9 protein-coding genes are annotated in these 12919 nt (G+C 44.0%); 6 read left to right on the forward strand and 3 right to left on the reverse strand.

Annotated elements, in window-relative coordinates:
• The first annotated feature begins 92 nt into the window (after positions 1-92).
• The 3 genes from ACXAFJ_RS14765 to ACXAFJ_RS14775 all read left to right on the forward strand — a co-directional run bounded on the left by ACXAFJ_RS14765 (position 93) and on the right by ACXAFJ_RS14775 (position 7597).
• Positions 93-5126: a beta strand repeat-containing protein gene (locus tag ACXAFJ_RS14765; RefSeq protein WP_475324470.1), complete on the forward strand. Its 5034-nt coding sequence runs from the start codon at positions 93-95 to the stop codon at positions 5124-5126.
• Between the two features lie 74 nt (positions 5127-5200).
• On the forward strand, positions 5201-6760 hold the full coding sequence (locus tag ACXAFJ_RS14770) for a methyltransferase regulatory domain-containing protein (RefSeq protein ID WP_475324472.1): 1560 nt from the start codon (positions 5201-5203) through the stop codon (positions 6758-6760).
• Between the two features lie 36 nt (positions 6761-6796).
• A complete protein-coding gene (locus tag ACXAFJ_RS14775; protein ID WP_475324473.1) occupies positions 6797-7597 on the forward strand; it encodes a hypothetical protein in 801 nt (266 codons plus the stop codon).
• Positions 7598-7624: 27 nt separating this feature from the next.
• On the opposite strand, the gene ACXAFJ_RS14780 is transcribed toward ACXAFJ_RS14775, so the two are convergent.
• Together ACXAFJ_RS14780 and ACXAFJ_RS14785 are read right to left on the reverse strand one after the other, a co-directional pair.
• Positions 7625-8857 carry an alpha/beta hydrolase family protein gene (locus ACXAFJ_RS14780; protein ID WP_475324474.1) on the reverse strand — a complete coding sequence of 411 codons (1233 nt, stop codon included), beginning with the start codon at positions 8855-8857 and terminating at the stop codon, positions 7625-7627.
• Between the two features lie 196 nt (positions 8858-9053).
• The gene (locus ACXAFJ_RS14785; protein WP_475324476.1) at positions 9054-9995 is read right to left on the reverse strand and encodes an NADP-dependent oxidoreductase; all 942 of its coding nucleotides are present in this window, start codon (positions 9993-9995) and stop codon (positions 9054-9056) included.
• Between the two features lie 158 nt (positions 9996-10153).
• Here ACXAFJ_RS14785 and ACXAFJ_RS14790 point away from each other — a divergent pair, with 158 nt between their 5' ends.
• From ACXAFJ_RS14790 to ACXAFJ_RS14800, 3 genes are all read left to right on the forward strand, one after another.
• On the forward strand, positions 10154-11071 hold the full coding sequence (locus ACXAFJ_RS14790; protein ID WP_475324477.1) for a LysR family transcriptional regulator: 918 nt from the start codon (positions 10154-10156) through the stop codon (positions 11069-11071).
• A gap of 79 nt (positions 11072-11150) precedes the next feature.
• Positions 11151-11525: a GFA family protein gene (locus ACXAFJ_RS14795; RefSeq protein WP_475324478.1), complete on the forward strand. Its 375-nt coding sequence runs from the start codon at positions 11151-11153 to the stop codon at positions 11523-11525.
• Between the two features lie 4 nt (positions 11526-11529).
• Positions 11530-12549, forward strand: a complete 1020-nt coding sequence (locus ACXAFJ_RS14800) for a S41 family peptidase (RefSeq protein ID WP_475324479.1) — start codon at positions 11530-11532, stop codon at positions 12547-12549.
• A 4-nt stretch (positions 12550-12553) separates the two neighbouring features.
• Here ACXAFJ_RS14800 and ACXAFJ_RS14805 read toward each other — a convergent pair whose 3' ends face one another.
• On the reverse strand, positions 12554-12775 hold the full coding sequence (locus ACXAFJ_RS14805; RefSeq protein ID WP_475324481.1) for a hypothetical protein: 222 nt from the start codon (positions 12773-12775) through the stop codon (positions 12554-12556).
• Positions 12776-12919: the final 144 nt, after the last annotated feature.

Raw genomic sequence — 12919 nt, forward strand, 5'->3', positions numbered from 1 at the left:
TGCACTTGGGAGAGGTGTGTATTTGCACTGGACGGTTCGCCTACTGCTGAGTATGCGCACCAATAAAGACAACGTAAGGAGAGTCTTACAGTATGAAAAAGTTCAGCAAAAAAACGTTTAGAAAAACGCCTCTCGCGAGCATGTCTCTGTTGGCGTTAGCAGCGGCTGTCAGCGGGAATGCATACGGTGCAGTTGAAACAATTGCTGGTGGTAGTGCTGCCGCAGCAACTGACATTACCGAAGCCTCACCAACTACTTTGAACGCCACAGCTGACAATGTGTTTGGTGAAGTAGATGCAAATGGAAACACGACCTTCGATGGTGCAACTGGTGAAACAACCGGTACTGTTGATATCGATGGAACAGCAACACTATTTGTCTTTGACTCAGATAGTGGAGCGGCTGGAACCATTACGCTTAATGCTGATGCAGATGGCGCAGCTGATGGCTCAATAAATGTTGCCGATGGTAAAACATTGACCCTAACATTAGGCCAGGACGGAGATGCTGCGAACACTAATGCCGTCAACCTATCGGTAGAGGGGAAAATCGTTACAAATACCTCGGGCATTGTCAATATAACGACCAATGGTACATCGGTAAGTAAAATTACTCTTAAAGAAACAGCTGACCTAGGTACAGGTACGATTTCACTAAAAAATGCTGGGGATACTGTAACGCTTAACAATACAGCTGCAGTTACTGGTAATATCGATAACGCCTCAGGATCTGACGGTAAAGGTATACTAACGGTGGCAGACCAAGCTGGTGGTGCAATCACCGCGGTGAGCGGAAATGTAGGTGCTACAAATTCTCTAGCAACCGTTAACGTTACCAGTACAGCAAACACTGTTACTTTTGGAGGCACAGTTAACGCGACTAATATCAATATTACCGGTGTAGACAATACGGATATCACAGCATTCAGTGGGGATGTCACGGGTAAAATTAACTTTTCTGGTGACTCAAAGGTTACTATCGCTGCCGATAAGAAAATCGTTGGTTCTGTAACCACAGGTGGTGCAGGTCAAGGTACGTTAGATTTCGCCGCAGCTACCGCAGATACAACTATTGTCAGCGGAGATATAGGAACAAACGCTCTTGACCTAAAAGCAGTTAACGTCATTACCGGAGCGGGAAAAACTTCTACTCTTGGTGGAGGTGTTTATGCAGACACAATCACCATCACGGGTACGGGTACCGCTGCATTCAATGGTGTGGTAGACGCAGATACAAAATTTGATGTAGGTGCCGCGGCAACTATTACTTTAGCGGAAGATATAACAACTGCTGACTTAGAGTTTAGTGCTGATGGCACAGTCACTTTAGCCGCCAATAAGAAAATAATCGGCTCAGTTTCAGCCGATACAGATGGTCAAGGTTCTCTTGTTTTTTCTACAGCTACGACAAATACTACGCTTGTCAATGGAGCAATTGGTGCTGATGGTAACGAGCTGAAAGCAGTTACGGTAAACACAGGTGCAGGAGTTACATCCACAATAGATGGCGCTGTCTATGCCAAAACACTAACAATAAATGGTACTGGTACAGCGGCAATATCCGGTGCGATTGACGCCGCGACCAAACTTGCTATTGCCGGCGCAGCTACTGTTAACACTTCAGCAGATATCGCTGCGCCTATTGAGTTTGGTGCTGACGGAACACTTACCTTAGCAGCAGATAAAAAGATAGTTGGTGCCGTCACTTCTACAGGCACGGGACAAGGTACTATTACTTTTGGCACAACGGCAACTAACACCACTTTGGCTAGTTCTACTATAGGTACTAGCGGTAACGACTTGAAGGCGATCAACGTAACGACCAACGCAGGTATTACTTCGACTTTTGCTGGTGACGTATTCTCTGACACCATTAATGTTGGAGGTGTAGGTACTACGGCATTTAGCGGAGACGTAGATGCTGATACAGCTCTAAACTTTACTGCTGACGGGTTAGTAACAATAGCAGCAGACAAAACGATCACTGGTAACGTAACGACTAGTTCAGCGGGCCAAGGTACACTGACATTCGCAACAGCGACAGCCAGTAAGACACTGGTTAGTGGTAGTGTCGGATCTGCAACATTGGATCTAAAAGCTCTGAATCTTACTACTGCAGGTGGTCAAACCTCTACCTTTGGTGGAGCAATCTACGCAGATACCATTACCGTTTTAGGTACCGGAACGGCTAAGTTTGATGGCGACGTTGATGCAGATACCAAATTTGACGTAGGTGCTGCAGGCACAATTGATTTTGACGGGAATTTAACCACTGCTAACCTAGAGTTTAGTGCAGACGGTACCGCAGTCTTTGCCGCGAACAAAGGCATAGTGGGTGCGGTCTCCGTAGATACAGATGGTCAAGGTACGGTGACCTTTGAAACTGCTACTGCTAACGCGACGTTGGCAACAGGTAACCTTGGCGCAACAAATAAAGAACTTAAAGTTACCACAGTAAATACTGGTGCCGGCTTTACATCAGCATTTGGTGGCAACGTTCACTCCAAAACTATTACTGTAAATGGTACCGGTACCGCTGCTTTTGGGGGCGCGGTCGAAGCAGATACCAAGTTTGATGTTGGAGCAGCGGCCACCGTTACACTTGCAGATGACATAACCACCGCTGACCTTGAGTTTAGTGCAGATGGTACAGTCAACATTGCTGCAAACAAGAAAATCGTAGGTGCTGTTTCAAATGATACAGACGGACACGGTACGCTTACTTTTGCCACAGCAACAACTGATACAGTATTGGTCAGCGGTGCTGTTGGTGCTGACAATAATGAACTGTTGGCTGTAACAGTCAATACAGGATCGGGTGCAAAATCGAGCTTTGGTGGTGCAGTATATGCCAGAACATTGACATTCGCAGGTAATGGTACTGCAGAGATCACTGGTGCCGTCGACGCTGTGACCAAAGTAGATGTTACTGGCTCGGCGACCATAACCGCTAAGCAAGATGTAACTACCGCATTAGTAGACTTTGGCGCCGATGGTAACCTTACCTTGGCTGCTGGTAAAAAAGTCGTTGGCGCTGTTGATAACACTACGGGTGGGGATGGCGTTGGTACTCTCGTCTTTGGGGCAACTGGTGGAGCGGTAACGCTTGTCTCTGGCACAGTAGGTGCAACCAACTCGCTCAAACAGGTAACAGTTGATACCACTGGCGGCGCGGCAACCTTCACTGGGGCAGTTAAATCTACTACCTTTAATGCATCAGGTAATAGTGACGCCATATTTACCGGTGGCTTAACAGCGACAACTGTATCTTCTACTGCTACCGGCGCGTTAACTTTCAATGGTGCAACTACTGTTACTAATTTAACTCATGCTGGTGCTGTGGGAGGTACTGGAGCACTAGATGTGAATGGCACAGCTTCTATTACCGGAGCAGTAACAGTTGGTGCGAGCAACGCAACATTTGCTGGCAACACAACCGCGGGTTCTTTCAATATCGCTGGCGGTAATATTACATTTGATGGTGGCGCCACGGCTCAAACTATTACTGGTGCTATTGATGGTGCTAATACCATTACCGTTACAAATACTGCAGGAGCTACGTTTACTAGTGCTATTGGTGGTGGTACAAAAGTGACTGAAGTGGCAGTCGCTGCAAATCAGAAAGCTATATTTAACCAAGCAGTTACGACAACCACTTTCGATATTGATGGTATCGTACAAGTTGATGTGAATGGTAACACTGCTGACACATTGGAATTGGCTGCTGGCTCAAAACTAATTTTAGGTACAGGGGTTAGTGACGGGGAGACCGTGTTCACTAATGCGACTGCGTTAACAACTGCAGATGGCGTTACTGTAGAACTACCCACTACCTTTAAATCAGGCACGATTACTTTATCAAGTGCTAATGGAGACTCAACTAAGCTTGGACATATTACCGTATCAGACACTGCTTTAGTCGATTATACGGCTAAGCTAAATGGTGCTGCCATAGAGGTTGAAGCCGCTGCGAAATCAGTGACTTCTACTGCATCAGAACTAGGGATTTCGCAAGATACGGCAGAAGCCCTTGCTGAAGCCAACGAAGCACTTGCGTCCGGAGATACAGAAGCACTAACCGCATTTAGCACAGCATTAAATGCAGGTGGTACTGAAGCGAAAAAAGCGGCTGAACAAGTAACCATTCAAACTGACACCCTAGGAGCAAGTTCAACAGCCGCGATCGGTACTGGTGGACAGGTGTTTAGTGCCGCTTCTAATCGTTTAGCTTACCTACGCGCTGATCAACAATATGGCGGTATTTCAGGTATTGCTACTGGTGATGAAGGAATGAGTAATGCTGCTTGGGTCAAACCTTTTGGTAATTGGATATCTCAAGATACCGAAGGTACTAATGCTGGCTTCGATGCAGATACCTATGGTATTGCGTTCGGATTTGATACCTCAGTTTCAGAAAATAAGCGAGTGGGTGTATCCTTCGCAATTTCAGATACTGATGTCGACGGCAAGGGTACTGGCCAATCGCAAGTAGATATCTCTAGCTATCAGTTCACTGTCTACGCTGACCACACAGAAGAAGATTATTATGTTGAAGGCCTAGTAGGTTTCGCTAGAAACGACAATGATTCATCTCGTGTCATTAATTTTGGCGGGCTTAATCGTCAAGCAAAAGCTAGCTACGATTCCAACCAATTTATGTTTGCGTTAGGTGCTGGGCTACCAATGGAAATAGGAGAAGATTCATACATTACTCCTACTGCGGGAATCGCCTATACACAAGTTGATACAGATGACTACACAGAAACCGGAGCTGGAAACCTTAATATTGCCGCCAACCCTGATGACGTCTATTCATTTGTAGGCTCTTTAGGTGCAAAAGTCCATGGTCGATTTGGTGATGATGAAGAAGGCTACTTTATTCCTTCTGCTAGACTAGGATTGTCTTACGACTTCTCTGGTGATGAGGCAGCCGCTTCAGGTAAATATACTGGTGGTGGCTCTACCTTTAGAGTTGAAGGTGCAGAAGTAGAACAGTTTGGCACAAACATTGGCTTAGGCTTGGCATACGACACTAGCTTGTGGTCAATAGGTCTAAACTACGACGCTGATCTCAAATCTGGCTATGCAGGACACTCTTTGTCATTGGAGGCCAAATTTAAGTTCTAGACTCAAAATAAGTTATCAGTAACTTACCTCGGCGGGTCACCGCCGAGGTTTTTCATTACAACATGGAATTGGCTATGACAACTTATGATGAAACCCCTTACCCAAGTTACAACTATCCTCAAACTTCTCCTGAACGCCTAGCAGCTATTGCGTCTCTTTTTTCTCTAGAAACACCGAAAATAGAAAACTGTAAAGTACTTGAAATAGGCTGTGCTTCTGGCGGAAATCTATTGCCTCTTGCTGCAAAATTTCCCAATGCCACTTTTACCGGAATTGATTTGTCTACTAAGCAAGTGGATCTGGCTGCCAATCGTGCAACCGCTATGCAACTTAAAAACGTTGAGCTTATTGCTTCATCGATAACAGAATACGACTTTGCCGACAAGAAATTCGACTACATATTGGTACATGGTGTCTATTCTTGGGTTCCTTCTGATGTACAAGTGAGAATCTTGGAAGTCTGCCAACACCATTTGTCAGAATCTGGAATTGCATATGTAAGTTACAACACACTACCTGGTTGGAACGCAGTCAAAACTGTTCGAGATATGATGCTTTACCACACTAAGGACTTTGACGATCCAAATTTCAAAGTCAAAGAAGCACGTAACATACTACAATTCGTCTCTGAAAATATGCAGTTTAGAGCTGGCGCATATAAAGAGTTAATGACGGCAGAAATAAAAACGCTACAAAAGGCCGACGATAACTATTTACTACATGACCACTTAGAATCTTTTAACGAGCCATGCTATTTCCATCAATTTATTGAAAAAGCTCATTCTCACAAACTTGATTATTTAGCGGATGTAGAGTTACCGGCCATGTATCTTGGTAATCAAAAACAACATGCATCCGATACGCTTAAAGCTATTACCGATACGGTGCAGCTAGAGCAGTATTTAGATTTTTTAAACAATCGTCGTTTTCGCTCGTCTTTGTTAGTAAAACAAGGAAAGGAACCAGTTCGAAACTTAACACCTGAACGAATTGATGGCTTAAACTTTGTTCTAACTTACGCACTCAAAGACCCAATTGACGAAAGTAGCCTACCCGGTTTAAATGAAGTCTGTTTGGTAGACCCTAGTAATCGAGAACAAACCGCAACCGTATCAGGCAGAACAGCTTCATTAGCCGTGGTTGAGCTAGTTAAAGCTTTGCCAATACGCCTTAACCTAGAACAGTTAACCGCGAGAGTTAGTTCATATACTGAAAAAGTTGATAAGTCTGAGCTAAAAACAGAAGTAGCTCAGAATTTGCTTAACTTCTTGTTGAAGGGAATCGTCAATATTTCAACTCAACACGTCAATGTGTCCGATCAAGTTTCAAATCGTCCTTGTATCAGTGTGGCAACGCGAGAGTTTGCGAAAACAAACAATCTGGTTCCCAACTTATATCATGATGTAGTTACCGTTGCGGACGACCAACGGAAAATACTGCCGTTAGTCGATGGCTCAAGAACGATAAGTGAACTGAAGTCGTCCGTTGAACTACTGGTAAGAAGTAACGAAATTAGCCTCAGCTTTAACGGGCAACCAATCTCAAACGAGCATCCGGACCTGAAGGTTTTCGTCGAACAATACCTAGATGGATTACTGCACCATTTTAGAATCAATGCACTACTGGAGAGTTAACGTTTGACCCGTTATATATTCATTTTGGTTGCAGTCATGACCACTCAAGCCTGCAGTATGAGTGGTTCACGATTTCAAACAGCATCGTCAATCGCATCTCAATCAGAGATGACATTCGCTATACTTTCTAGTCAACCTTTGGCCCTAGCGAGTTTTCAACGAATTGGACCTGAGCCTAATGAAATTGTGGTTTACATTGAAGGTGACGGATTGGCATGGATTGACCGTAGAACAGTATCACCTGACCCCACACCAATTAACCCTGTCGGTCTCAAATTGGCTGCACTGGATAAAAGCAGCTCTGTCATCTACTTTGCAAGACCTTGTCAGTACTACTCTGAGTCTCTGAAACCTCAATGCAACAATTCACTTTGGACAAAAGCAAGATTTTCGCAAAAGGTTGTCAATAGCTATCATCACGCATTAGATGAAATATCAAACAAAACTGAAGGTGTTCAATTTCACTTAGTTGGATTTTCTGGTGGTGGAGCAATAGCAGCTATTTTAGCGGCTACCAGAGAGGATGTTTCTTCATTGCGCACTATCGCTGGTAATCTCGATCATAAACACGTTATGGAGTATCACGGTGTGAGCCCACTGTCAGATTCACTAAACCCGATAAATTTCTCGGACAATCTGACCACCTTACCGCAAATTCATTTCATTGGTAGTCATGATAAAGTAGTGCCGAGTTCAACTGTAAAGCGATTTCAAACCAAAATACAGAGTAATTGCGTGTCAGTTAAAACAATTGAAAATGCTAGTCATTCTAGTGGCTGGGATCTGGTTTGGGCGACACTACACGGAATGGCTCCAGAATGCCACCCTCCAAAGTAAATGATTGAAAAGTGGTTCTAGTTATCGCTAGATATTTACTTTCATTAATTTAGAATTATCAAATCTCTCTTGTTCAATACCTTTAACATGCGAATCAAAAAATTGACTGACAACCTTGTTGATCGCTTGCCCAATCTGATAACCATCACCACCACCAATGATGCCCATATAAGTGAGATAAGGGTTGTAAGTTAAATCGCTGAAATTCATGTGACCCGCCCCTTTGAATGTCACCGAGCAAGCTAATTCTGAGCCCGCTACCAATTGGTCGTTCAACCTATCGACTGAGCGATGCAAAATGTCACTTTGGTCTCCGTACGCAAAACAAGAGGGTGTTCTTAGAGTAAAATTAGGTTTGGCGTTGAACTGGGGACCATCTAAATTAAAGGCGGCTTTGATATCGGTTCGGCTGTTCGCAACCGCAATCGCTACTGCACCACCGAAAGAGTGACCAAACATCCCGACCGAGTTGATGTCTAAATGGCCTGCTAGTGGAGTAGCAACGCTGCCAGTATTGATGTCGTCTAACGCGTCGAGCAAAACGTGAGTATTGGCAACCCACTTGTTAAATCGTTGATTACCCGAATACATGATCGGATTCTTTTGCACGTCAGATAACGCGCGATGCCATGACTCTCTTGTTGTCGCCTGCGCCATTTGTTCGAGGTCTTGAGAAAAGTTCACTTTGACCTCTTCATTCAGAACATGGATAACGGCTTCGGGCACTTGATTAATGATGTCGCCATTCAGTCGTTTTACTACCAATGAATCACCGGGGTGACCAATTGCGAGAACAATGTAACCTTCGCTAGCGAGCTGCTCAAACTGGGTCATATTTTGTTTTGGATACGAACCGTAGCCATGATTGAAGACTAGTACAGGAAACGCGCCGTCGGCAATAACAGCATCTACCACCGTATTTGACCGCTGCATATCTTCAAATAGAAATACCGGAAGTCCCTGTTGTTCGGATAACGCAACAGCAAGTTCATCAAAAATGTAAGGCATATAAAGGTGGTTATCACCTTGCTGGTCGCTCTTTTCTGCAGATAGTCTGGTAGCGTTGTCTATCGACGAGGGATACCAAGCTGAAACTTGTATCCATAATTCATTATCATTATCGCGCTTTGCAGCCAATTCAAAGGTCGTTCCTCCAACGGTATAACGCCCTGTTGGAGCGGGAAGCTCAGGCTCAGGGAGAATCAAAAACACTGCAACCAACGTAATGACCAGAAAGCCTATTAGAATTTTCCATTTCATGTTCTTACCTCAATAGTTTACCTAGCTCAATCCAGTAGGCTTTTAAACTGTATCGAATCAAGTCCATTTTTATATTGATATAAAACAGTGGGTTACAAATTTCTACAAATAGGATTCACCCGTATTAAATCGTGGATATAAAAAGATAGGCAACGGATTAAGAGCGCATGATTGCGCTCTTAAATTTCCAAGCCATTTAGTACTTGAACGTTGCGTCAACTGACAACACAATTTTACCGACCGCTTGATGGGATTCACTGCGTTGATGTGCTTGAACAACTTGTTCTAGAGGGAAGATGCTATCAATTGGCACGACCAAATCACCTGATTTATACAGTTTTACAAGTTCCGCGAGATCTTCGCCGCTATTCTGAACCCACATACGAGCAAAGTGCACCTGATGTTCCTCAGCCTCTTTCTCTGAAATTTCGCTGAACGTGGATATTACCCATCCTTGGTTTTTGGTTGCTTTCAGTGTTCGTTTTAACACATCAGTATTATCCACTGACATAAGCGCACCGTTAGCAATATTGGCTTGTTGCCATCTTGAATCGTCGTAGCTGTATACTTCATCTGCACCGAAGCTTTTGACGTAATTGTGTTTTGATTTAGAGGCGGTAGCAACCACTCTCAATCCCTTCGCTTTGGCAATTTGTACCGCAAACGACCCAACTGCTCCGGCGGCTCCATGAATAAGGATAGTGTCACCGGCCGCGAGATTAGCTTGATTTATACCCTGTAAAGCGGTGACCCCGGCCAACGGTAATCCCGCTGCCTCAACAAAACTCATTGCTGAAGGTTTGCCAACCACCAAACTTGCATCTACGGCCACGTATTCAGAATTTGTTCCTTGCTCGCTGATTGGGGTAAAAGCCATAACCGCGTCACCAGGTTGTATGTGCTCCACATTGTCACCAATGGCTTCCACGAGACCAGCTACATCCCATCCTAAAACGAGAGGTAACTGATGCATGCCTGTGTCTTTAACCAAGCCGTTGCGAACATGATAATCAACAGGGTTAACGCCAGAAGCCACCGTTTTCACTAATACTTGGCCCGCTTGAATTTGAGGTTTTGGTAGTTCGCCAACCACTAGCTGAGATTGGTCACCGTAGTTTTTGATATACGCTGCTTTCATAATGATATTCCTTATTCTTTGCTTGCGTTGTTTGCTTGAGTTGTTTGCTTGCGTTTTTAACTTGGAAATCATTATTCGAAAATTTTGTTATTCCCTCAAATGCATAATCAATATAATCTACATTCTTTTAGGGAATGAATTGTAGGTGTGACTCGCACATGGCAAAACTGGATTTAAATTTGATCGTGATTTTTGATGCAGTAATGCGTGAGCGCTCGGTGTCTGTCGCCGCGGAAACACTCAATATGACACAACCATCCGTTTCCAAAGCTATCAACCGCATGCGTCACCATTGGCAAGATCCACTGTTCGTAAAGCAAGGGCGAGGTATCCAACCAACGCCTTTTGCAATCAACCTTTGGAATCAAATTTCTAATCCAATCAAACAAATAGAACAACAGCTGCTCACACCAGAATTTGATCCCAACAACACGCCATCAACCATTCGAGTAGCGTGTACTGACGGAATTACTCATGTGTTTTGGCCATACATTAGAGAAGTTATCGAAGATCGAGCAAACGCTATAAACATTCATGCCGTTCCCTTTAAAGGTAATGGCGAACAATTGCTGCTCTCCGCAGAAACCGACTTGGTTTTTGATTATTTTCCTGACCAGCACCCGCATATTCACAGCGAGTTTCTGTTAGATAATCATTTCACATGTGCAATGAGAAAATCGCACCCTCTCAGCAACCAGATTTTAACACTGGAGCATTTCACTCAAGCAGATCACCTCTTTGTATCGTTATCTGGTGATGCAAGAGGTACGGTGGACAGTGCGTTAAATGAGCTCGGGCAAAAAAGACGAATAGCAATGACGGTAAACAGCTTTTCATCTGCCATTGATTTGTTACTGCAATCTAATTTAATCGCGACATTACCCAAAACCGTGATTCGCAGCTCCATCCATCGAGATCAGTTAGTTGAGGTTCCTCTCCCTTTGTCAGTAAAGCCTGCGCCTATTTCTTTAGCGTGGCATAAACGGAAAGATAACAGCCCTGCAATCAAATGGCTGATTAAGGAAATCAGGCAATGGAAGACGCTCGAATCAACACAAAAATTACTGCAGACTTAGTTTTACAAATTGATACTTTCAAATGCACTAAACATCTGAATAAATTAGGTTTACTCGTGGTTCTCAGAAAGGAAGTAAAATGTTACATGGTTCGTGTTTATGTGGTGCGGTGAAGCTGACCTACAGCGCACACCTCAAAGAACTGGTTGTTTGCCATTGTAAAGACTGCCAAAAAGCCAATGGAACAGCCTATGCAGTTGTTAGCCCAATTCGGCAAGACCTAACTAAGTTTGAAGGAGAGGCGTTTATTCAGGAATATCGGTCAACGCCTAAAAAGGTGCGCGCGCACTGTAGACAATGTGCGAGTCCACTTTACAGCGCACACACAGATGCCCCAAACACCTTGAGACTGCGAGTCGGTATTTTAGATACTCCAGTTTCTGGCTTGCCGGTTCGGCATATATTCGAAGAATCAAAGCCAGATTGGACTTCTGACATAGAAAAAGGTTTGTAGTGGTATGTTCAAAGCCAAGTTAGCACTCATTTGGGTATTCATATCTTTCTACGTCGATGCTCAAAGCTGCGACCAGTTTATTGAAAGTGCATACACCATAGTACGAGAAAATTATGCTGGTTACACGCATGATGAAGAGAATAGCCAACCTAACTTAAAAGCAGCCGATGATCGTAATTGCGAACAGGTTCTGGTTGATTTTGTTGAGAGTTGGAAAGACCCTCACTTCCACCTTTATCGAGATAATCTGAGATTAACGAGCTACTCAAAAAATACATCAGGGATCAATCACCCAACTGGACTCATGTTTTATGAGGCGTTTACTGTCCTTAGAATAGCGAGTTTGGAGCTTCAATATACGGAACAATTAAAACGGCTAATTGCGTCCAGTGTCGCTAACCCAAAGCCTAACTTAGTCATCGACCTCCGAAGTAACGGCGGAGGCAGTTTCTTTGCCATGTTACCTATTTTGGAATGGCTAAACATCCGTGGCTACTCGTCTACATGGCAAGTTAAAGCATCAACAGACAACATTAACCAATACAGCAAGATACTCGCTGAACTTGAGCAACTGCCTTTCCCGGCCATTAGTAAGTTTCTATCTAAGCTGACTCATAATATGAGCAAAAATCCCGGCTCTCTAGTGACGTACAGTGTCCCAGCAGACCTTACGTACCAACCCGATACACAACCACAAGATTTCGATAGAATTTTTGTATTGATGGATCAGGCTACCGCCAGTACTGCTGAAGAAACAGTAATCGCGTTACGCAGCTCACCAAAAGTACGTATCTTTGGTACTCGCTCGGCTGGAATATTAGATTTTGGTGACCCACTACCTTTCCAAATCCCCAAAAGCTCGTGGACCCTATCGATACCAAGCCAGAAGCGAATCTGGTCGAACGGTCAAGGAATCGATCATGTTGGAATAGTGCCAGATGTCATAATTGATATTCCAACCAACCTCACTCAACAGTGGCTCAATGAAACATTGCTTCCAGCTTGGCAAGTACAAGACTTATAGGTAGCTAAAGAATAATGAGATTATCCTCAAGACTATCGTAGTGCTCCGCTTTAAGCGCGCCATTCAAGGTAAAGCGCTCGGCTCGTACACCGTCGGCAGTAAACAGCACTTGATGGCAGCATTCGCAAACTGCGGTGTATATGGTAATTCGTTTTTGTTCGTAAGGAGTGATTGATACAACTGGAATCCACTCATCACACATAGGGCATAACAAACTCTTAGTCATGGTGACGTGCTCCAAATTTAATTTCTAATTGGATGCTAGCATCGGGGCTGAGTGTAAAAGTTGATCTGTTCGTCCTAAAGGTCACAATTCAACCATTCGATTGAGTTAACAAGGTAATGGGCTGGGCCGCAGCTTTTTCACTCT

Source organism: Vibrio sp. ABH4_348 (genome assembly GCF_056159765.1).

Coding starts and splice junctions, on each gene's coding strand:
- ACXAFJ_RS14765 (WP_475324470.1), top strand. CDS start 93: ATGAAAAAGTTCAGCAAAAAAACGTTTAGAAAAACGCCTCTCGCGAGC.
- ACXAFJ_RS14770 (WP_475324472.1), top strand. CDS start 5,201: ATGACAACTTATGATGAAACCCCTTACCCAAGTTACAACTATCCTCAA.
- ACXAFJ_RS14775 (WP_475324473.1), top strand. CDS start 6,797: ATGACCACTCAAGCCTGCAGTATGAGTGGTTCACGATTTCAAACAGCA.
- ACXAFJ_RS14780 (WP_475324474.1), bottom strand. CDS start 8,857: ATGAAATGGAAAATTCTAATAGGCTTTCTGGTCATTACGTTGGTTGCA.
- ACXAFJ_RS14785 (WP_475324476.1), bottom strand. CDS start 9,995: ATGAAAGCAGCGTATATCAAAAACTACGGTGACCAATCTCAGCTAGTG.
- ACXAFJ_RS14790 (WP_475324477.1), top strand. CDS start 10,154: ATGGCAAAACTGGATTTAAATTTGATCGTGATTTTTGATGCAGTAATG.
- ACXAFJ_RS14795 (WP_475324478.1), top strand. CDS start 11,151: ATGTTACATGGTTCGTGTTTATGTGGTGCGGTGAAGCTGACCTACAGC.
- ACXAFJ_RS14800 (WP_475324479.1), top strand. CDS start 11,530: ATGTTCAAAGCCAAGTTAGCACTCATTTGGGTATTCATATCTTTCTAC.
- ACXAFJ_RS14805 (WP_475324481.1), bottom strand. CDS start 12,775: ATGACTAAGAGTTTGTTATGCCCTATGTGTGATGAGTGGATTCCAGTT.